The 19,929-nt window shown below is 58.2% G+C and carries 11 protein-coding genes, 1 tRNA gene and 2 pseudogenes; 12 read left to right on the top strand and 2 right to left on the bottom strand.

Annotated elements, in window-relative coordinates:
• Window positions 1-16: 16 nt before the first annotated feature.
• The 11 genes and pseudogenes from E4A48_RS09145 to E4A48_RS09095 all read left to right on the top strand — a co-directional run bounded on the left by E4A48_RS09145 (window position 17) and on the right by E4A48_RS09095 (window position 16,241).
• Entirely contained in the window at window positions 17-973 is a 957-nt protein-coding gene (locus E4A48_RS09145; protein ID WP_142742295.1) for a DUF4123 domain-containing protein, read from the top strand.
• A gap of 5 nt (window positions 974-978) precedes the next feature.
• Window positions 979-4,128 carry a T6SS effector BTH_I2691 family protein gene (locus E4A48_RS09140; RefSeq protein WP_142742294.1) on the top strand — a complete coding sequence of 1,050 codons (3,150 nt, stop codon included), beginning with the start codon at window positions 979-981 and terminating at the stop codon, window positions 4,126-4,128.
• Between the two features lie 11 nt (window positions 4,129-4,139).
• Window positions 4,140-4,877 (top strand): putative type VI secretion system effector, encoded by a 738-nt coding sequence (locus E4A48_RS09135; RefSeq protein WP_142742293.1) that lies wholly within the window; start codon window positions 4,140-4,142, stop codon window positions 4,875-4,877.
• Between the two features lie 47 nt (window positions 4,878-4,924).
• Window positions 4,925-5,662: a putative type VI secretion system effector gene (locus tag E4A48_RS09130; RefSeq protein ID WP_160292270.1), complete on the top strand. Its 738-nt coding sequence runs from the start codon at window positions 4,925-4,927 to the stop codon at window positions 5,660-5,662.
• Between the two features lie 44 nt (window positions 5,663-5,706).
• Window positions 5,707-8,261 (top strand): annotated as a pseudogene (locus tag E4A48_RS09125) (type VI secretion system Vgr family protein).
• Between the two features lie 48 nt (window positions 8,262-8,309).
• Window positions 8,310-9,119 carry a DUF4123 domain-containing protein gene (locus E4A48_RS09120; protein WP_139116098.1) on the top strand — a complete coding sequence of 270 codons (810 nt, stop codon included), beginning with the start codon at window positions 8,310-8,312 and terminating at the stop codon, window positions 9,117-9,119.
• Window positions 9,112-11,829: a T6SS effector BTH_I2691 family protein gene (locus tag E4A48_RS09115; protein ID WP_139116097.1), complete on the top strand. Its 2,718-nt coding sequence runs from the start codon at window positions 9,112-9,114 to the stop codon at window positions 11,827-11,829. The genes E4A48_RS09120 and E4A48_RS09115 overlap by 8 nt, the downstream gene beginning before the upstream one ends.
• Window positions 11,830-11,832: 3 nt before the next feature.
• Window positions 11,833-12,885 carry a DUF6708 domain-containing protein gene (locus E4A48_RS09110; protein WP_141697082.1) on the top strand — a complete coding sequence of 351 codons (1,053 nt, stop codon included), beginning with the start codon at window positions 11,833-11,835 and terminating at the stop codon, window positions 12,883-12,885.
• Between the two features lie 193 nt (window positions 12,886-13,078).
• Window positions 13,079-13,813: pseudogene (locus tag E4A48_RS09105) on the top strand (type VI secretion system Vgr family protein); the annotation flags it as partial.
• A 210-nt stretch (window positions 13,814-14,023) separates the two neighbouring features.
• Window positions 14,024-14,099: transfer RNA gene (locus tag E4A48_RS09100), tRNA-Gly, on the top strand.
• 225 nt (window positions 14,100-14,324) lie between these two features.
• Window positions 14,325-16,241 carry a tyrosine-type recombinase/integrase gene (locus E4A48_RS09095; protein ID WP_142742291.1) on the top strand — a complete coding sequence of 639 codons (1,917 nt, stop codon included), beginning with the start codon at window positions 14,325-14,327 and terminating at the stop codon, window positions 16,239-16,241.
• A gap of 173 nt (window positions 16,242-16,414) precedes the next feature.
• On the opposite strand, the gene E4A48_RS09090 is transcribed toward E4A48_RS09095, so the two are convergent.
• The gene (locus E4A48_RS09090; RefSeq protein ID WP_142742290.1) at window positions 16,415-17,308 is read right to left on the bottom strand and encodes a LysR family transcriptional regulator; all 894 of its coding nucleotides are present in this window, start codon (window positions 17,306-17,308) and stop codon (window positions 16,415-16,417) included.
• Window positions 17,309-17,846: 538 nt separating this feature from the next.
• Here E4A48_RS09090 and E4A48_RS09085 point away from each other — a divergent pair.
• Entirely contained in the window at window positions 17,847-18,281 is a 435-nt protein-coding gene (locus E4A48_RS09085) for a hypothetical protein (protein ID WP_003474184.1), read from the top strand.
• On the opposite strand, the gene E4A48_RS09080 is transcribed toward E4A48_RS09085, so the two are convergent.
• Entirely contained in the window at window positions 18,262-19,776 is a 1,515-nt protein-coding gene (locus tag E4A48_RS09080; protein WP_081317115.1) for an MASE1 domain-containing protein, read from the bottom strand. The genes E4A48_RS09085 and E4A48_RS09080 overlap by 20 nt on opposite strands.
• Between the last annotated feature and the right edge of the window lie 153 nt (window positions 19,777-19,929).

Genomic DNA, 19,929 nt, shown 5'->3' with positions numbered 1-19,929 from the left:
ATGAGAACAGAAAGCTATGCTGTCCGAGCGTGATAAACAAGTGGAAGCGCTTTCGGAGAAGCTGCATTGCATTGCGCGCAGTGCCGGTGTTTCTCGATGCTGTGTCTTGATGCAATCGAGTGCGCAGATATCTGAGGGCGCGGCGAAGTTGCAGCAAGCCCTTGACAATTCGCGGAACGAAGTGGTGCCAGTCAATCTTGCACCCATGCCGAAGAGCGATTGGCCGTATCTTGTGGTTTTGGATATAGCCAAGGGGCACGATGCTTGGATATCTGCACTAGCGATGGAGGCAGCGCAGCGCGAAGTTCAATGGGAATCGCTACAGTCGGGGCGCCCGAATCAGGTATGTGCATGGATCCTTGGCGAGCGTGATCCGCGAGAGTTGTCACGCCGAATCGCGAAAAACGCAATTCAAAGAAATCCTCAGCGGAAGCGCAGGTGGCTGCGGTTCTACGATCCTTGCGTTATCGACTTGTATTGGGACCTGCTTACTCCGACGCAAAGGCTGCTCTCGGATCAAGAAATGGGATCATGGTTGTATGTCGATCGATATGTGGAATTGCGAGCTCTGTCTGCCCCAGAAGCATCTGGACAAATGACTGGTGCAACTCTGTCGAACGAGCAATGGGATGGTTTGGAATACGTTGGGTCAATTAATCAGTCCTGGATACGTCTTGGAAAAGAAGGCGTGATCCCTGAGTTCGCTCAGCTGACTAGCGCACGGCGAACGATGGTCGCAACCGTGCCAGCTCTCGGTATTGATGACAGCATCGACCTCGACCTTTTTGCCTATCACGCAATAAAATATGGCCCAGGCTTCCATGCGGATACCAGCGTCCAGCAGGTCCTGCGTCGGCTAAGCGCTGAAGAAGGGTATGCTTATTTAATGCAGGGTTTCAGCGAAGAACACTGGGCGGATATTCGAGATCGGCGTTCGATTTCGTTAATCACGGTTAATAAAAATGGAAGGTGACTAGCATGGATGACCAGAAGCCCAGCAAAGCGCCGCCGCAGAGCTCGCCGTCCCCAAGCGGCGGTTGGGAAAGCCCGACGGTGGGTTTCCCTGGCGTTGGCGGTGACGGCAAGCCACTAACAGACCTGCCCGTCGTTTCTGTCAAGCCAGATGACAGCTCCAAGGACCTTTGCGACGCCTGTCGCATGACGGGGCTGGCGATCATGCCGGTTCGCTATGCCGTGCTTCCTCAAGATTGCATTGCGTATCCCGTCAAAGATGGGCGTGCATGTAGTGAGAGCATCGGTCAGGCGGGCTATTCCTATGGGCTGCGAGTGCTGCGGCAGGGCATGCTGTATGTGTTCTACGAGAGCGGGCCTTTTGGCAAAAATTTTTGGCAGGCTTATGCAGTCGCGCAGAATGGCGAGATGCGTCTTCAGCCCTCCGCACAAAGCGCGCAACCGATAGTCGGGGGCGGTTTACCTCCCTGTAAGCGGGAAGGACACGACTATCGTCGCACCCGTTTCATTGTTATTCCAAAGCCCCAGCAGTGCTGCAAGGTGTGGATCGCCTTTTCTAATGATCCTTGGACACCTGCAACCCTCGATAGGTATGCGGGGGACACTAAGCAGCGTGCGGATCGCATGCAGTGTATTGAACCGGCCTCCTGGGTGAGCTCGCCGACACGGCAGCAGGACATTCTTCCGCTATCGAAGGCGGACGACCTGAAGATGGCAATGGAGTACGCCACCTTCGCTCAACCGGTAGGGGATCATCCGCTCTTTCCCTACTTCCGGGCGCCTAAGCCCATCAGTACAGACAGCGGCGACTATAGGGCCGCCGTACTAGCCAGCAACTCGACGCGCTACCCTTGGTCGTTGCGCAATCAACGTGCGCTAGGGGATGGGGAATCGGATCTGTCCTTGAAGGCGGATTTCCAGACGATGAAAGCTGCCAGTGTCAAGCCAGGCAGCAAAGACCCCGGCACGCCAATGATGCTTGCCCTTTGGGACCCTGTCGGCGTCGCACACGAACTCAATGGCTTTCGCCACGATGTCGTCGGGCATATCGCACGTTATTACATCGAGCGAGACATGCAAGTCGGCGCGATCGAGCAGTTTCGCTCGATCGAGTTGCTGTTGCAGCAACATGCCGCTGTCATGGCTGGAAAAATGCGCCAGGCGAGTCAAGATGAGGCACGGCGTCAAATCGAAGAGGGGAACGAATGGGCCGAGAGTAGCCTGCAAAGCGACGAGCAGAAGATCGCGGCTGATGAGCGCGCGTTGATGGAACGCTACCGGCAAGGTGAGATCGATTGGCAGGCCTACAAATCTGGAAGAAGCAGCAGCATCGCGCGTAATCAGCCGTTCGATGAGGCGCGGCAACGCGAGATCGAGTACCGCTACTCGTTCCACGATAGTCTTCGAGTGATAGATAACCCGGATCGTCTGGCCGAAACAGAGCGGCTGGCCTTGGCTTGGAATCGGAGCCAGGCGCAACGCGACTGGAATGGGAAGTACAGACCGCTCGTCGACGCGATTGCCATCGCGGCCTTCGAGGCCAAGCTGCAGGCATTCATGGACGCTGCCATGGCGTTGATGGAGCGGCGCTCCGAGGTCCTGGGGCGTTGGTTGAAGAACGATCTGTTCCTGACGGTGTTGGAGGACTACGATCAAGAAGATCTGCCGTCCGGCATTGCGTTCGGAGACGTTATTACCGATGCGATCGATGGCCTGACCATTGATACGCAGGGCAGGAAATTGATCGAAGCCTTCATCGCCGACATTGCGGCAGAAGAGCGCGGTTCGTTGGTCTGGCGCGTGATGGCGCTTAATCAGCGCGATGCACGCCCCGAGCTCCAGAATTACTTGCGTAGCGCTGAGCAGAAGAAAGACACCCCAATGGCATCAATCGGGGCTGCGTGGGGCGCTTTCACGGCCGGCGCTGCGCAGCTGAAGAAGCTGGTGGGCCACTATAAGGACATGTCCGAGCTTAGCCAGAAGACCGAGGCGAAGGCGCCCTGGGAGAAGGCGTTGAAGAATACTGGGGCCGATCGGTTCGCGGTGACTGTCGGTACCTACATGCTCAAGCGGCTGCGCCTGCAGGATTACGGTGAAACCGTGGGCAGCGCCATGGTGACGCATCTCCTCAGCACCCGCGCATTCATGTCCGAGCTGGAATCCCAGAATCTCATCAATCTTCGCGCCAAACTCGAGCCGGCTTACGCCCGTTTTTTTAAAGAAAAACTGGAGCAATACCGGCAGGACCCTGCCACTCGCAATGGCGCCATGGCGCTGGCGCTGGCCGATGCCGAGCGCAACAAGGAACTGGGAACTCGTGTGCTACGTGCTGCCTGGGCGCAGGCTTCTGACAAGGCCAAGTCTGCGATCCGGCTGGCAGCGATCGCCGGGTCACTGGAATTGGTCAACTTCCTGAATATTTTGGTTAAAAGCGACAAAGGTAGCAAGGATTACGCGCAGTTGCTTTCGTCGGGCATTTCAATGTCCTCGACATATATGCTGGCTGCTAACAAAGTGACGGAGGAGTTATATGACAAGCTTTACAATGGAAGCAGCCGGAGTGTGGCGAACACTAAGGCATTGGGCAAACTTTTAGGTGGTACGGCGAGTGGGGTCTCCTTATTGTTGGATTACTCTGCGATCGACGAGTACGTTGGCAATAGAAACGCGCTCGCGTTGGCATATGTTATTAAAGCTTTTGCCGACTTCTCAGCTAGTGCTTCTCAGCTTCTCACGGCGCTTTCACATTCCGCGCCAGTGGTGCAGCGAGCTTTTGGTGGTCAGCGAGCCGTGGTTTTCTTTAATGGACTTGAAGACTACTTAGTAAAGGAAGGTGGGAAGAAGGCGGCATTAAAAGCCGGCAGCGGGCTAAGCGTGCGATTGTTGGGAAAGGCAATGCTGCGCCTGGGTACTTGGCAGGTTACATTGGTCTTGATAGGCGTCGATGCGCTGATATGGTATCTGACGCCGGATGAGCTGGAAAAATGGTGCGAGCAGAACTATTTCGGCATCGTGCGTGCGCCTGGTGCGTTCGGCTTTGGTGGAAGCGATCCGAAGTTCAAGACAGGCAAAGAGCAGTCGGAGGCGTTCGATAAGGCCGTAGGCGCTATGGGTATTGCTGCACCAGCAGCATCTAATAAATCGGATCCACATTGAGCGATTCAAGAATGCAAAACGTAGACATAAGCGCTGCTCCGCGTTTGTTGCGCGGCAAGTTGAGTGCCGTGAAAACAAGTCGCACCACGATCGACTTTTTTTTTGGTCAATCCGATGAGCGGCTGATGGAGGGCACAGCGGTGGCTGCTGCCGCCATGGGCCTGAGCGGCGCGGCTGCGGCTATGACTGGCGCCGCCTTGGACGAAACCAAGGAGGATGTGCTCAGGGTGGAGTTCACTATCGATGGGGAGCGTATAGAGGGCGTTTTTTGGTCGTTCCCCTTCCAGGAAGGAGATGAATTGGAGGCCGTGGTTGAGCCCACACAGCAAGGTTGGATAGCCTTTGCTGTGGCCCGTCCATGTGACCGTATTGTTGCAATCTATCCTTATGCTTGGGCCGGTACGATTGCCCACTACAAGCGCTCGTTCTCCGTTGCATGGAAAGTGATACTGGCGATAGTTTTTTTTGGTACAGCGACCATGGTGTTGTTGACACTTTTAGATTGGAAGGAAAAGTCGCCGGAAATTATAAAGATGATTTTTCTCGGTGGAGGTTGCTTTTCACTGATACTGGCGGTTATTGCATTTAATCTTTCAAGACGATTGTTGCCTTTCTCTGAAATGGCGGACCGGATTTTTGCGACCCTAAAGCTGGACGCGCCTAAATGGGTTAACCTCCGCCAGTCAACTCTGAGAAATCGTACGCCCGAAGATCCGCCCGAATTGGGCGACCAATATTTCCGCTATTGATGTCGTCCGTCATGAAATAAGGCCGATACATATTGAGTGGTTCTAAAGTGCAAAATGTAGACATAAGCGCTGCCCCTCGTTTACTGCGCGGCAAGTTGAGCGCCGTGAAAATTAGTCACACCACGATCGACTTTTTTTTTGGTCAATCCGATGACCGGCTGATGGAGGGCACGGCAGTGGCTGCTGCCGCCATGGGCCTGAGCGGGGCAGCTGCAGCCATGACTGGAGCTGCTTTGGACGAGACCAAAGAAGATGTACTCAGGGTGGACTTTACTGTCGGTGACGAACGGATGGAGGGCGTATTCTGGGCATTCCCCTTTCAGGAAGGGGATGATCTGGAGGTCGTTGCTGAACCTGCGCGGGAGGGTTGGACAGCTTTTGCTGCTGCCCGCCCCCGTGATCGTGTCATTGTAATTTATCCTTACGCCTGGGCCGGTACAATTGCTCACTATAAGCGATCGTTTTCCGTTGCCTGGAAAGTGATATTGGCGCTAGCGGTGTTGAGCGGCGGGGTAATGGTCTTGCTAACGCTTTTAGATTGGAAGGAAAAATCGCCTGAAGTTATCAAGATGATTTTTCTTGCAGAAGGCTGCTTTTCCCTAATATTGTCGGTTATCGCGTTTAACCTGTCGAGGCGTTTATTGCCTTTTTCTAAGATGGCTGATCAGATTTTTGCCGCCTTAAGATTGGATGCGCCTAAATGGGTTAACCTCCGCCAGTCAACTTTGAGAAATCGTACACCCGAAGATCCGCCCGAATTGGGCGACCAATACTTCCGCTATTGATGTCGTAGATCATGCGAAGCGCGCCAGTAATCGAAGAGTAGCCGGTGCTGCTGGAACTGCTCACCGCCGAGTCGCGCAGCGCGCTGCGCCCGTTCCACGGCCATGTCACCGCGTTCGAACGGCTCGGCAGCAACGGCGGCCTGGCGCGCTACCGGCTGGTGGTGGAGCCGTGGCTGGCGCTGCTGGCCCAGCGGGTGGACAGCTACGTGTTCCAGGACATGAGCGTGGTGGAGATCGCCGAGAGCGTGTTCGCCGACTACGCCGAGCAAGGCGCGCTGGCGCCGGCGTGGCGCTGGGAGCTGTCCGACCGCAGCACGTACGCCAAGCGCAGCCTGACCACGCAATACGAAGAGACGGACTTCGCGTTCCTGCGCCGGCTGCTGGCCGAGGAAGGCATCGCCTATTGGTTCGAGCACACCGGCGCAGCCGACAGCGACACGCGCGGCACGCACACGCTGGTGCTGTCGGACCACAACGCCGCCTTCGCCGCGCTGGGCACGGTGCGCTACCACCGCCACGACGTGACCGAGCAGCAGGACAGCGTGCAGCAGTGGTCGCCGGCACGGCGCTGGCGCACCGCCACGCTGTCGCGGGCCAGCTGGGACTACCGCAGCCTGAGCCTGCGCCCGGCCGGCGCCGAAGCCACGCCGCTGGGCGACATCGACGCCGAGGACGTGGACACCGCCGGCCCGTACGCCTGGCAGGACAGCACGCGCGGCCAGCGCCGCGCGCAGCAGCAGCTCGATGCGCAGCAGGTGGCGGCGCAGACCATCGAGGGCCAGGGCAGCTGGCGCCAGCTGGCGCCGGGTAAGCGTTTCGGGCTGAGCCAGCATGCGGGTGTCGCGGCCGATGCGGCGTTCCTGTGCCTGCAGGTGCGGCACCAGGCGCGCAACAACCTGGGCGCGGACGTATTCGACGCGCTGGAGCAGTCGCTGGGCGCGGTGGCGGTGGCCGGCGCGCCGCTGCCGTCGGCGCTGGCGGGCCTGGGCGCCGGTTATGCGCCGCCGCAAGACGATGCGTCGGTGGAGTTCTACCGCAACCACTTCACCGCGTTGCCGGCCACGGCGACGTACCGGCCGCAGACCGAGGACGGCCATGGCCTGCGCCTGCATCCCAAGCCGACGGTCTCCGGCACGTTGAGCGCGATCGTGGTTAGCGACGGCGACCCGGTGCAGTCCGACCGCGACCACCGGATCAAGGTGCAGTTCCCGTTCCAGCGCGGGGCCGACGCCAGCAACGCGCTGGCGCACCCGGGGGGCGAGGACAACGCGCCGGGCAGCGCCTCGGCGTGGACCTGGGTGCGGGTGATGACGCCGTGGGCCGGGGACAACTGGGGCGGGGTGGTGCTGCCGCGCAAGGGCCAGGAAGTGCTGGTGGGGTTCCTGGAAGGGGACATCGACCGGCCGGTGGTGATCGGCAGCGTGTACAACGGGCGCGGCCAGGCCGACGCGGCGCACAACCAGGTCGGCGGCGGCGGGGCCGGGGCCACCGGCAATGCGCCGGCGTGGTTCCAGGGCAACGCGCACGGCGCGGTGTTCACCGGGTTCAAGAGCCAGGCGCTGGCGCAGAGCCAGGACGGCGCCGGCGGCTACCAGCAGCTGCGGCTGGACGACACGCCCGGCCAGGGCCGCGCGCAGCTGTCGACCACCCAGCACGCCAGCACCTTGACCCTGGGCCACCTGAAGGGCGGCCGCGACAACCTGCGCGAAGGCGAGCGCGGGTTCGGGGTGGACCTGTCCACGCAGGCGTACGGCGCGGTGCGCGCCGGCCAGGGCCTGCTGCTGAGCAGCGAGCCGGGCCAGCAGCAGTTGTGGCGGCCAGCCAGGCGCTGTCGCAGCTGGAACAGGGCGAACAGCTGCTGCAGGCGCTGGCCGATGCGGCCCGGCAGCAGCAGGCGCAGTTGCCGAACGAGGCGGCCACGCTGCCGGCGCAGGACGGGCTCAAGACCCTGCAGGCCAGCCTCAAGGCGACCCAGAGCGGCAGCGCCGCCGGCCAGCTCCCGGGCGGCGACGGCCAGGCGCCGGGCTGGAGCCGCCCGGCGCTGCTGGGCAGCGGCAGCGCGGGCGTGATGAGCCTGACCCCGGCCGACCAGGTGTGGGTGTCGGGGACGCAGACCACGCTGCTGGCCGGCACCGCGCTGAACTGGGCCAGTCAGGCGCAGCTGGTGCTGGCGGTGGCCGGGGGTCTGGTGCTGTACACCCAGGGCAGCGACCCGGTCGCCGGCAGCCCCAACCAGGAACGCGGCATCGCCCTGCACGCCGCGCAAGGCACGCTCAGCGCCCGCGCGCACAGGAACCAGGCCAGGATCGCAGCCAAGACCCAGGTCAGGATCGTCAGCACCACCGCCGACGTCCAGCTCGCCGCGCCGACCAAGCACCTGCTGGCCACGGCCGCCGGCGCCTACATCAAGCTGGACGGCGACAACATCGAACTGGGCGCGCCGGGGACGATCGAGTTCAAGGGCGGACATCGGGTGTGGACGGGGCCGCAGTCCGCGTCCAATTCAGCCAAGTCAATCCAAGGCTCCCACGAGGCTTGCGAATATCGGGTTCGTACTGCAGAAAATTCTGGTGCCGGTTTGGTGCCACTTGGAGCATAACGCGTGCACTTCGATCATCGGCTATTCGAGTCGCATCAGTTCGCCCTCATGAACCCGCTGCTGATTGAACGGCACGTTGTTGGGATGTGGCCCTGTGAACCCATCGTACCGCTTGAATTGAAGGGGCAGGGGCACCTTTTTCCGTATCTTTTACGGCTGGGAGAAATGTCTATAGATGAGAAGCTTCGCGCCTTAGACGCCACGGTGGCCTACGGGCAAGCACACGATAAAGAGCCATTTTCTGCTCTTATCGGTACTGCCGCTAAAGCCGGGCGGGTGCGCGGCCATCTTGCGAGGATGATGGTTCGACGCGTCGAGGGCGAAAAGATGCTGTTTAGATTTTACGACCCCCGCGTTTGGTCATGCCTGCAGTGGATTCTTTCTGCCTCGCAATTGGATGCACTGCTTGGTCCAATTGACGTGTGGACAACGCGCGACGCAACTGGAGACACATGGACACAGTCCCAGAGCATGCAATCAGCGGAGAGTGAATTCGCGATGGACTTGTCGCAGTTATCCGCAGTGGCGTCGCTGGGATCGGTCAATAAAGTACTTAAACGACTTCGGGAAGAAGAGGTTCATGTGGGCGGAAGCCTTCCGTTGTCCAAACGCGTGTATACCGAAATAGAAAATGCGAGAGCGGCAGGGCTCGTGAACGCGGATGACCAAGAGGCTTTCGCATTTTTGTCAATGTCGATATCTCCACGGATACACGATCGTCCGGAGTTTCAGGATTTGATGCACTTGGCGCGGAAAGAGCCCGGTGCTTACCGTAGCCTGGTTTTCGAAGTGGATGAGCAGAAGATTCAGCAATACGCGACTGAACTTGAACATCAAGGAGCTTGGCAGAATGGATAAGACCCCGATGCGATCCTGTGATCCTGCGAAGAAATGTGACGTCTGCGATCAGATCGGACTGCCGATACTCCCGCTTCGCTATGCCGTATGTCGATCGGACGTGCGTGAGCAATGGAGAGGCCCTCCGCTGACGGGGAAATTCGGCAAGGGAGTGTCTAGCCTCGCTCTGCCCGGAAGTGAAGCGCATTACACCTTGCGACTTGCGCGCCAAGGGTATCTCTATGTATTCAATGAAGTTCGTGGTGAGTGGAAAGGCTATCAAGTGACTGAAGACGCCTATCTATTAGAGTTTGATCCCCTAGGCGTGCCGCCGCCACGAGAGGAATTTGCTCCAAGCTGTGCGCGTATGGCTAATTCGCAGATTGCACGCTTCGTTACGATTCCCGATCCGAAGCGCGCTGGAGACGTATGGTTTGGCTACAGCGAAGCACCTTGGCCAGCTGAGATACTGAAGCGCAACATGTCACGTGCTGAACGCCAGAAGCACATGCGCTGCGTCAATGTAAAAGCATGGTTAGCAGGAAAGGACTTTGATCACGCAGGCAACGCAATGGATGCAGCGGCCTTGGTCAGTGAGTTCAAATTCACTCAGCCTGAAAGGCAGAAAACCACGATTCCATTTCTGCCACCGGCCCAGCCTACGCCTTCGCAAAAAAAGCCAGGTTCTCTGGGTCAGATAGAGAGTCTTGAAGAAGTCATGGTTGTCGCCAATCCTGGTTTCGGATTCTCGTTCGTGCACTTTGCTCGATGTAAACAGCAGGTGCCAGGCATGGAGGAGTGGTTGAAAAAGAGTGCTTCGCTTAGTAGGCCGATGATGCTTGCGCTAAATGATCCTGCCGGCATTGCTCAGGAGCTGTCGGCGCTGATTCGGGAAAAGGCGGGGGATTTCGAAGTTGAGAATGACCGCAGCTGGAAGCAGGCAAGTGCTGTAGCCATTCGCGGCATAAAGCAGGCCATCGAGGATCAAGCAGCAGCTGATGAGCTTAGTTCAGTGCGCGCTAGCGCGTATACTGGCAAGGCTGCCATGGAGCTTTACGCAGCTGGTATCAACAAAATACAGGAGGAGCTGACGCCCGAGCAGGAAAAAAGCGCCCGAGAATCTGCGTGGAACAGATATCGCGACGACTACGATCATGCTGCGATGAGTCGCTTCGAGATTGAGCTTAAGAGCGAGATGGAGAGCTTTACTAGCGCTCATCTTACTCCGCTTGCCGAGAGCTTTGTCAGCTGGTACCAGGACGAATCCTATCGAACCTGGCTGTGCTGCAACCATCATGACGAGTACTCGCACAGTGGAATGCGCTGGACGGAGATCGTCGAAAATTCGCTTGAAGGAGTCGTAGGTCACGACGTCGTCCAGGCAGCAGTCATCAGGGATCTGACCGGGCGATTCGATGACATCAAGAACGCAACCATGCGTGCGCTCGTTCTGAACGACAAGATTGCCGCTCAGATTCTGCAGGAACAATCGAAATCACTGGTCGACAATCCTGGCGCTTGGTCAAATATATTCAAGGCATATGGGCATGTCTTGGACAGAGGTGGCAAGAATCCAGCTGAGCTTCAGCAGGGGCTTGGGTTGATCGCAGGCTTTGTCTACAAAATTTCGGGTGGAATCGTCACATGTCTGGCAAAAGTCGGTACCACGGTGCGCCGGGGGACTGTAAGCATTGCAATCAGCGCCGCCACACGTAATAACATGATGGGGCTTCTGGGGATGCTTTCCGGGAAGCGCATTGAACGGGTAGGCATCAAGGCATCCGAGCGTGAAATGGCGCACTTCCTCGTTGAGGCGTTGAGTCGGGGGCAGCCCGGGGTCAATAGGAGAGAGTTGCGTGCCCGCATCGACCAACATCTGCGCCAGGAACTAAATGAGCGTAGTGGCGCCCGCGTTGCGACCGGTGAGCGAAATGCGCGTGGGAGAAAAATTTTCGAATGGGCGGTATTTTGGGATAAGGAGGCGGTGGCCGCAGCGCGCGGGGGTAGCCCTTCATCGCTAGGGAACTTGTTGCTGACGGAGCAGCAGATAAGGGCGCTGGTACAGAACCGAGCATCCCAGCATGCCGCTCCGCACGTTAGCCTTGACGTGAGACTTGGTGTGGTAGGCCTGATCCTTGACGCGTGGAACGTATGCGACTCGTTTGGCAAGCTCGACGAAAAGTCGGAAGGGCCTGCCTTACGTCGTGAATTGGCCCTGAGTTCGGCACTTGTAGGCTTTACTGGCACCAGCATGGAACTGATCGGCATTGGGCTAGAAAAAACAATGTGGGGCCGTACCGCGCTGGCAACAGAGCTTCGATTTGGTGCGCTGCAGGCGTCAACAAGGGCCGGGGCTATGGGGTTTTTCGGTAAAGCCCTTGGTGCGGTTGGTGGTCTATTAGGTGCGGCAATTGATGGCTGGAAGTCAGTGGACGCTTACAGGAAAGGTGATATCCCCATGACGGTCTTTTACGCTGTGACAGCGGTATCGGGAGCTGTTGTCGCTATTCTCATGCTTGCGGGGGTTCTTACCGCGGGCGTTGGATTTATTATTCTTCTTGTGCTTGGTTTTATAAGCATGCTGGGTGAATGGCTAATTAATTTGATTAGGGACGATAAGGTTGAAGTGTGGTTGGACAAGACACCTTTTGGCGTGCACGAACATGGGAGGTTTGGGTCCGTCGAAGAGCAAGATGAGGCATATAATGCGCTCATGCCGGCCGGGGCGTAAGAAATGAGTCAGTTTGCAGGCTGGTTGGCCCAGCATTATCGTGTGAATCGCCCGCTATCCGATTATGAAAGGGTTTCGGATGTTTCTAACTTCGATGCATCAGGGTTGAAGCCGATTGATCAAGGGATTATCGATCTAAATCCCGTATTTGTAGAATACGTGGATCGACACTTCCTCTATCGCGGCTGGGGAGCAATGTGGGGCTCCCTCATTGTCGCTATGGCGTTCACGTTCGCATTGGCAATGATACGGGTGCTCTGGGAGGTTAAAGCGGAGGGTTTGCGGGCGGTCACCGCAGGTGACTACTACGCAATTGGCTTTGTTGTGATCCTCTCGCTAGGAGCCGGCGCTTTAGCATACTGGATGCTATTAGGACGGGATGTTTTTCGGTATCAGTACTATCCAATACGTTTTAATAGGGTGAGTCGGGTTGTTCATATCTTTACAGGTGGAAAGCAGGGTGCGATCTCCGTTCCTTGGGATGATATCCATTTCGTCATTGGACGCGACAAACCTATAGGTCCTGATGAAGGCAGTACGTATGATCTGCGTGGTCATGTAATGCGCGGCGACCAAGTCATCCATACCTTTGCCGTTGGATCCGATAGTGGTTCCAGTCCCGGCGTCACCTTGGCACATTGGGAGATGATCCGCCGATACATGAACGGTGGTGGGATGGACGCGCTGCCGTTTCCCCCGCTACAGCTATTCATGTCGACCGCGGTAAGTTTCCGTAACGCGTTCATTATCCATGTTTCTTCGGCAGGCAAGGGTTTGATGCTTCTTGCTCTGCCAATCACGTTGCCCTGGGCCCTATTCCGGTATCTCACCATGAAGCTGTGCAGGAAGCCGCAGTGGCCCGAATCTGTGGAAGAGGCCTGCCAGCCAGGGTCAAAGCAGCCTGGCGCACTCCAAGCCCCTGCGGTTTATGGGCGTGTCAAGCGCGGTGGGCCGAAAGGCGATGCAATGCTGTCGTTCTGGAAAGATGCCATTAAAGAGGCAAAAGCAAGAGATCCCGAACTCCGTGCACAGCTGTACGGGCGGACTCCTACGTGAAGTGTGTCTTTGCTGAGGTCTCCAATTGCTATCCACGAGTTTCAGTTGGCGTCTTGGAATTGGGTAATAGCGCCGCTCCGGTCAACGCTGAGAAACCGTAAGCCTGAAGATCCCCCGAAATGGGCGAAGGGTATTTTTACTATTAATGTCGTGGATCATGCGTACTGTGCCGATACTTGATGAAAAGTAGCCGGTGCTGCTGGAACTGCTCACCGCCGAGTCGCGCAGCGCGCTGCGCCCGTTCCACGGCCATGTCACCGCGTTCGAACGGCTCGGCAGCAACGGCGGCCTGGCGCGCTACCGGCTGGTGGTGGAGCCGTGGCTGGCGCTGCTGGCCCAGCGGGTGGACAGCTACGTGTTCCAGGACATGAGCGTGGTGGAGATCGCCGAGAGCGTGTTCGCCGACTACGCCGAGCAAGGCGCGCTGGCGCCGGCGTGGCGCTGGGAGCTGTCCGACCGCAGCACGTACGCCAAGCGCAGCCTGACCACGCAATACGAAGAGACGGACGCCGCGTTCCTGAGCAGGCTGCTGGCCGAGGAAGGCATCGCCTATTGGTTCGAGCACACCGGCGCCGCCGACAGCGACACGCGCGGCACGCACACGCTGGTGCTGTCGGACCACAACGCCGCCTTCGCCGCGCTGGGCACGGTGCGCTACCACCGCCACGACGTGACCGAGCAGCAGGACAGCGTGCAGCAGTGGTCGCCGGCGCGGCGCTGGCGCACCGCCACGCTGTCGCGGGCCAGCTGGGACTACCGCAGCCGCAGCCTGCGCCCGGCCGGCGCCGAAGCCACGCCGTTGGGCGACATCGGCGCCGAGGACGTGGACACCGCCGGGCCGTACGGCTGGCAGGACAGCACGCGCGGCCAGCGCCGCGCGCAGCAGCAGCTCGATGCGCAGCAGGTGGCGGCGCAGACCATCGAGGGCCACTATGGTGGATATTCCAGTGCGCACTCGCGCCGTCGGCGCGGCCGATGCGGTAGCGATCTTCGCTCCGATGGGCGACGCCGCAGCTCGCGGATTCGCCGCGAATGGCCCGTCGCGCGGTGCTCCCGGCGGTGCGAACGGCGCCGGGGAATTTTTTTGTTCCAAGGCTGGCGCAATGCGCAGGAGGGCTGTAGAATGGCTGGCTCCCAAGCGGGAATAGCTCAGTTGGTAGAGCGCAACCTTGCCAAGGTTGAGGTCGCGAGTTCGAGTCTCGTTTCCCGCTCCAAATTTTGATCTACAGACTTCCACTGGCATCTGTAGGTCGTTGAAAAGAGAAGCTTCGGCTTCTTTTTTCGTTCCAGTAAAAGCCACGGAAATCCACCGACAGCCAGCGTTTTTGAGGCCAAAATTGAGGCCAAAGAATGAGGGTGGTACCGGTTCCGGGTTGTTGCTAGGGTTGGATCGGGCTGACCAGCAGCATTGAGCCTAAGTCTCACGACTTAGGAGTTTGATGATGGCACTCTCTGATCTGACTGTGCGGCAAGCCAAGGCCGCACAGAAAACCTACAGTATCCCCGACACCGACGGCCTTAGCCTGGTGGTCACCACCGTCGGTGGAAAGTCGTGGCATCTGCGCTACTACTGGCTCGGCAAGCAAAAGCGCATCTCCTTGGGCAGCTACCCCGAGATCGGACTGCGCGAAGCACGCGCCTTGCGTGATGAAGCCCGGGCGCTAGTGGCGAAGGGCATCAATCCCCATACAGAACGCAAACAGAAGCGACACGCTATCAAGCTGGCCTCGGACTACACGTTCAAGGCCGTCTTCGATGCTTGGGTCGAGCATCGTGCGAAGGAACTCAAGGAAGGCAGAAACAGCACGCTGTCGCAGATCCAGCGAGTCTTCCGCAAGGACGTGCTGCCCAGCCTTGAGAAGATGTCGATCTACGACATTCGCCGGCCTCAACTCCTGGGCGTCCTGGCGCGGATCGAGCGGCGCAAGGCTTTCACCACTGCCGAGAAGGTCCGCACCTGGCTGGGCCAGTTGTTCCGCTACGCCCTGGTCATTGTCGAGGGCATGGAGGCCAATCCGGCCACCGACCTCGATGTGGTAGCCGAGCCCAAGCCACCGGTAAACCACAATCCCTATCTGCATCTGTCCGAACTGCCCGACTTCCTCCAGAAGCTCAGGCTCTACAATCCGCGTGGCTGGCAAACGCAGCTCGGCATTCGGTTGCTGTTCCTGACCGGGGTTCGTACCGGCGAACTGCGGCTAGCCACCCCGGATCAATTCGACCTCGACCGCGGTCTTTGGATTATTCCGCCGCAGATCGTCAAGCAGCTTCAGGACGAGATGCGCAAGGCGGGTAGGCGTCCGCAGGACATACCGCCTTACATCGTGCCCCTTTCTGTCCAGGCCATCGAGATCGTGCGCTACCTCCTGCGTGTAATGCGGCCTGCCCAAAAGCATTTGCTGGCGCACCGCAGCGAACTCAAGAAGCGCATCAGTGAGAACACCCTCAACGCTGCCTTGAAACGAATGGGCTACGAGAATCAACTGACCGGCCACGGCATTCGGGGAACAATATCGACGGCGCTCAACGAGATCGGTTATCCCAAGATTTGGGTGGACGCGCAGCTTTCGCACTCCGATCCGAACAAGGTGAGTTTGGCCTACAACCACGCCATGTATGTCGAGCCGCGCCGCCGAATGATGCAGGATTGGGCTGACCGTCTCGATCTGCTTGAACAGGGCCATGTGGAAGATGCCAGTGCACATCTCACCATCCATATTGAAGGGACGCCTGCGATGGCGGAAGAGCCGGCGGCCATTGCCGCTGCTTCCGCTAAAGGCGACGTGTTGTCCACGCCGATCGCTGTGGCACCAAGCACTAAAGGAACCACCTTCCAGCGGCTTTCGCAGGTGCCTCCGCCCCCCATTCGGACGCCGAAACCGGAAGCATCCGCAATCCAGCGCGAGCGCGAGGAAATGCTGGCCATGTACGAGTCGCCTAGCTGCCTGCCGGTGCCGCTGTTCGGCAAGCTCGCCGGTAAGTCCAAGGACCAGATCAACCGCGAGCTGAAGGCAGGCAAGCTGCTGTCCATCAGCCTGGGTAATCGGGGGCAGCGTGTTCCCGATTGGCAACTGGTGCCACTCAAGCACAAGCTGGCCCAGGTACTTATGAATCAGTGCCAAGGAGCTGACTCATGGGACCTGTACCGAATGCTGACTCGGCCGCACCCGGATCTTGGTAATTGCGCAGCGATCGATGTAGTCACGCCGATCAATGTTGTCGCGGTCGTTCGGACCATTATGGGCGGCCGACATCATCCAGATGCCTCCGATACCGTCTCACCGCAAGCTATCCCCGGGGGTACGCGGCAGAGCATTCGCCGGATGAATGGTGCGGCTGTATTAGAAAGCGCTTGAATGCCAACGCTGCGGCCTGATGACCAGAGCGGGGCTGCCCATTGTCACCAGGTTTCGGGTCGGGGTCGTCTCCAGACTTGGCGACCTGTTGTGCTCTGGGCTCAAGCTACTCAGCAGGTACGTTGGTTTCCCCTGACGCTAAATTTTTGGGTTGATCGTTTGTGGGAAGCTCGCTAATTGCAAATATGGGTGCTTAGGCGAGAGATAAATCGCTCCAACGGAGCCGACAAGGTGCCGCTGTCGGGCCGAAGTAGATAGGTGGTGATCACTGCCGACTGCGCCGCCAAGGGACGGATTACTACATCAGGCCGTTGGCAGCAGGATGCGGCCCTAGTTTCCGTGGTGAAGCCGAGGCCGAAGCCCGCGCCGACGAGAGTGAACATCATATCTAATGAAGACGTATATTCAACGACATTGGGCTCGCGCTTCAAAGGCCGAAGGAAGCGCCTTAGTTCACGGTAATAGCCCTCGCAAAGCTGCGGGTCACATAAGACAAGTGGGTGGTTCCCAAGCTCATGAAGTGGGACCTCCTTATGGACTAACAACTCATGCCGAGCAGGTACCGCAATCACTAGCGAGTCTTGCCAAAGTGGTTCGGCAACAAAGTCATCATCAATCTCGGCCGTGTATGACAAACCTGCGGTGAAGTCGCCTGACCGTAGGCCGCGCAACTGCTCGGCCAAAGGAACTTCGGACAGCCTTATTTCAATCTCCGGTTCTTTTTCACGGCAATGGGCCAAGAATGTGGAAAGTCGCCGGTCAACTGCGCCATCGGAAATTGCGATGCGCAGATTGCCTCGTGAACCGGCTGCAATGGCCTTGGTATTTTCTCGTGCCTGCTTCAGGACGGTGAATAGCCTTCTAGTGTCATGCAAGAACGCAGTTCCGGCCGCAGTCAGTCGGGTACCTCTACGATCCCGATCAAAAAGAACTGCGCCCAATTCGTCCTCAAGTTCCTTGATAGTTCTGGAAAGCGGTGGCTGCTCAATATGGAGACGGTCTGCGGCCCTTGTAAAGTGCAACTCCTCAGCCAATACAACGAAGCAGCGAAGGTGTCGAAGTTCCATTAATTGCTTGCTAATTATTATTTCGAATTGATGTGCGATCTGACTGCCAAGCCTCGTCAAGATCGGTGTCGAAGAAGATTTTGGTGCTACTTGTTTATTGCTTTGCCTGATTCGTTTGCGGAAAGAATTTATTCTCAAAGAATGAAAGTGTTGACATGCATCTTATAGTCACTCCTGCCTTTGGGTGGCTTGACTTACAGTTGGATTATGTCCAGCTAAACAACTATCTTATCCACGCTGGAACTATAGTAAGTCCCTATCTCATATTTCCATAGTGCATCTGTACTATTGATTAGGTAGTAGGAGGATGTGGATGGAACCATCTCGTAAATAATTATGAGGGCGTCTGTGCCTCGGTTAAAGCCACACCATACCTTGTTCGCATAAACAGAGGTCCATAGGCGTTCACTGAACGAAAAATCGTCTACGCACCTTTGAGCCGGTAAGGCGCGCCGAACATGCTAGTTCGCTTCTGAAACGCGTACCGTAGGGAGGCCTGGCAAGCAGGCGTATTCCCCTGACGGGGCGAGGAAGAGTGATGAATCAGAAAGTGAAGACCGTGGTGATCGTGGCCGGATTCATGGCCGGCTTGGCACTTTCAACCAGCGCGTTGGCGCAGGCGTGTTGCCCAGGCGATGGGCATACCATTGCTGCGACCACTGGCTTGGGTCAAAGCATGCCGCCGGCGACCAATCTTGCGGTCGATCCATCATGGCGGGTCTATGCGTTTCGGCGCGATGGCGTGGAGTATTTGCAGGTCAACGATACCAAGGGCGTTGTGCGCGCAGCCTTAGGTCACATCAACGAAACGACTTGGGTCATGCCCATGGGTACGGACGTAAACCGCGTCACGATCGCCTCCAGCGCCAACGACAACTCGGGCACTTTGATCTATCGATCGGGTCCGATCGCCATCAGAGTCTTGCAGGCAGCGCAGGGCAACTCCTGGGTAATCACGACATCCGAGAACTGATGCGATCTTGAACGGGTTCTGAGACAAGGAAGCTCAGGCTCAACGCATGGCGGCGACGACAGGTGCCGCCATGCGTTGTAAGCCTGTCCAAAAACTCACCCTCCAGCGTCTCGTCGCCGCGCGGGACCGCATCGAGCACCGATGCGTCGGCGATGAGTTGGACGGCGACGCCCAGCCGTCCGCGCGACTGCCAGACCCGTGCTTTGACCAGATGCCGCCGTGCTAGCGGCAAAAACTCTACCGCGTTGAGCAGACAGCGGTACGCGGCAAGCTGCAGGCCGACCGACATTCTTCTTGGATCCCCAAGCAAGCGGCAGCGAAACTCCGTGTCGCACTTGTTTGCGAGGGATACCGAAGCCAGCACGTGGTAGAGACCGTGCGTCTCGATCGCCAACGGATAGAGTACATCGACATAGTTATCCAGCAACCGTGCCTGGATCAACCCGCTGCGGGTCATCTCCATCGCCGCAGCATAGTGGCCGCGTGTGCGCAGATACGTTATCGCGTTTCGGCGCAACCTGTTGAGCTGGACATTTATGTCCGTGTACTCGGCAACGCGGTTGCGCATTGCACGTTCGGAGGAGAGGTAGCCGGAATGGGCCATCTGTAGCGCCTGATCCCTGGATTGGCTGAAACTGCGGGCGTTCGCATACGCCGCCGAAAGTTGCGTACCGAAAGCCACGAGACCTATCGCGACGGCGCTGAGCAGCAACTGGACATTGAAGACATCGGCACTGAAGTACCCGTCGATACTCACCTTGGGCAGCGATAGCGCCACAGCCACGTTCACCACCACGATACCGAGCGCCGCACCCCGCCAGCCGTGACGCAGCGTCAACCCGATAGCGGGTGCGATCAGCGCGAGCATGAGCAATTGCTTGAGCAGCACGTCGGTGGACAAGGCGATCGCCACGAACAGCGCGCCGACCGCTGCAAGCGTCCAGACTGCGTGACGCAGAAGCGCTGCCGCTTCTTTTTCGCTCCTTGGTCGACGTTGCCAGAGCAGTGCCGGCAGAAGCAGCATCAACATGCCGAGAAAATCGCCCAGGGTGTACTTCACCAGCGTTTGCCACACCGCCGACCCTTGAGGCCCGCCGAGGACGGCGTTGAAGGCCAGACTGCAGCACGATCCCCAGATTGCCATCATCAACGCGAGCGCGAGGAGCCAATGGTTCTTGTGGGTTAGATTGGGAATGTGGCTGCGGGCGATCAGCGGCAGAAACGACACGATAGGCATGTAGAAAAATGCGCTGACGTATGCCCATGCTATGTTGTAGCCACGCACTTCCACCATCGGCACGCGGAGCATCAAGACGGCGGCGATGTCACCGATCAGCAGGTAAGGCCATTGGCGCCATGGCAACAGCAGCAACGTCACCAGCCTGAGCCCTGCGGGTAGATACCACTGATCGACGGACCAGCGTCTAAGCAGAAGAAACACAGCGCAGTAAACGATACTGAGCAGACATCCCCTTGCGAAATCCTTTGCAGCCATGTGCCCCTCCCTGGTACGGATACAGAGTAACTATAGAAGCCACTCCGACACGGGCGGTAGACAATTGCCCCGGTACCGTCATTGGTTACGAGGCGACCACCTCAAATAGGCGGCTGCTCGATAGCGGCACGTGTCGGGGCTCAGCGATGGGGC

This window comes from Xanthomonas translucens pv. cerealis, from assembly GCF_006838285.1.
Classification (GTDB): Bacteria; Pseudomonadota; Gammaproteobacteria; order Xanthomonadales; family Xanthomonadaceae; genus Xanthomonas_A; species Xanthomonas_A cerealis.
Note: the sequence above shows the minus strand (reverse complement) of the source record. Positions and strands in the feature narration are given on the sequence as shown.

What these genes read in the sequence shown, in the direction of transcription:
- E4A48_RS09145 (WP_142742295.1), top strand. Translation starts at nt 17, where the DNA reads ATGCTGTCCGAGCGTGATAAACAAGTGGAAGCGCTTTCGGAGAAGCTG.
- E4A48_RS09140 (WP_142742294.1), top strand. Translation starts at nt 979, where the DNA reads ATGGATGACCAGAAGCCCAGCAAAGCGCCGCCGCAGAGCTCGCCGTCC.
- E4A48_RS09135 (WP_142742293.1), top strand. Translation starts at nt 4,140, where the DNA reads ATGCAAAACGTAGACATAAGCGCTGCTCCGCGTTTGTTGCGCGGCAAG.
- E4A48_RS09120 (WP_139116098.1), top strand. Translation starts at nt 8,310, where the DNA reads ATGAACCCGCTGCTGATTGAACGGCACGTTGTTGGGATGTGGCCCTGT.
- E4A48_RS09115 (WP_139116097.1), top strand. Translation starts at nt 9,112, where the DNA reads ATGGATAAGACCCCGATGCGATCCTGTGATCCTGCGAAGAAATGTGAC.
- E4A48_RS09110 (WP_141697082.1), top strand. Translation starts at nt 11,833, where the DNA reads ATGAGTCAGTTTGCAGGCTGGTTGGCCCAGCATTATCGTGTGAATCGC.
- E4A48_RS09095 (WP_142742291.1), top strand. Translation starts at nt 14,325, where the DNA reads ATGATGGCACTCTCTGATCTGACTGTGCGGCAAGCCAAGGCCGCACAG.
- E4A48_RS09090 (WP_142742290.1), bottom strand. Translation starts at nt 17,308, where the DNA reads ATGGAACTTCGACACCTTCGCTGCTTCGTTGTATTGGCTGAGGAGTTG.
- E4A48_RS09085 (WP_003474184.1), top strand. Translation starts at nt 17,847, where the DNA reads ATGAATCAGAAAGTGAAGACCGTGGTGATCGTGGCCGGATTCATGGCC.
- E4A48_RS09080 (WP_081317115.1), bottom strand. Translation starts at nt 19,776, where the DNA reads ATGGCTGCAAAGGATTTCGCAAGGGGATGTCTGCTCAGTATCGTTTAC.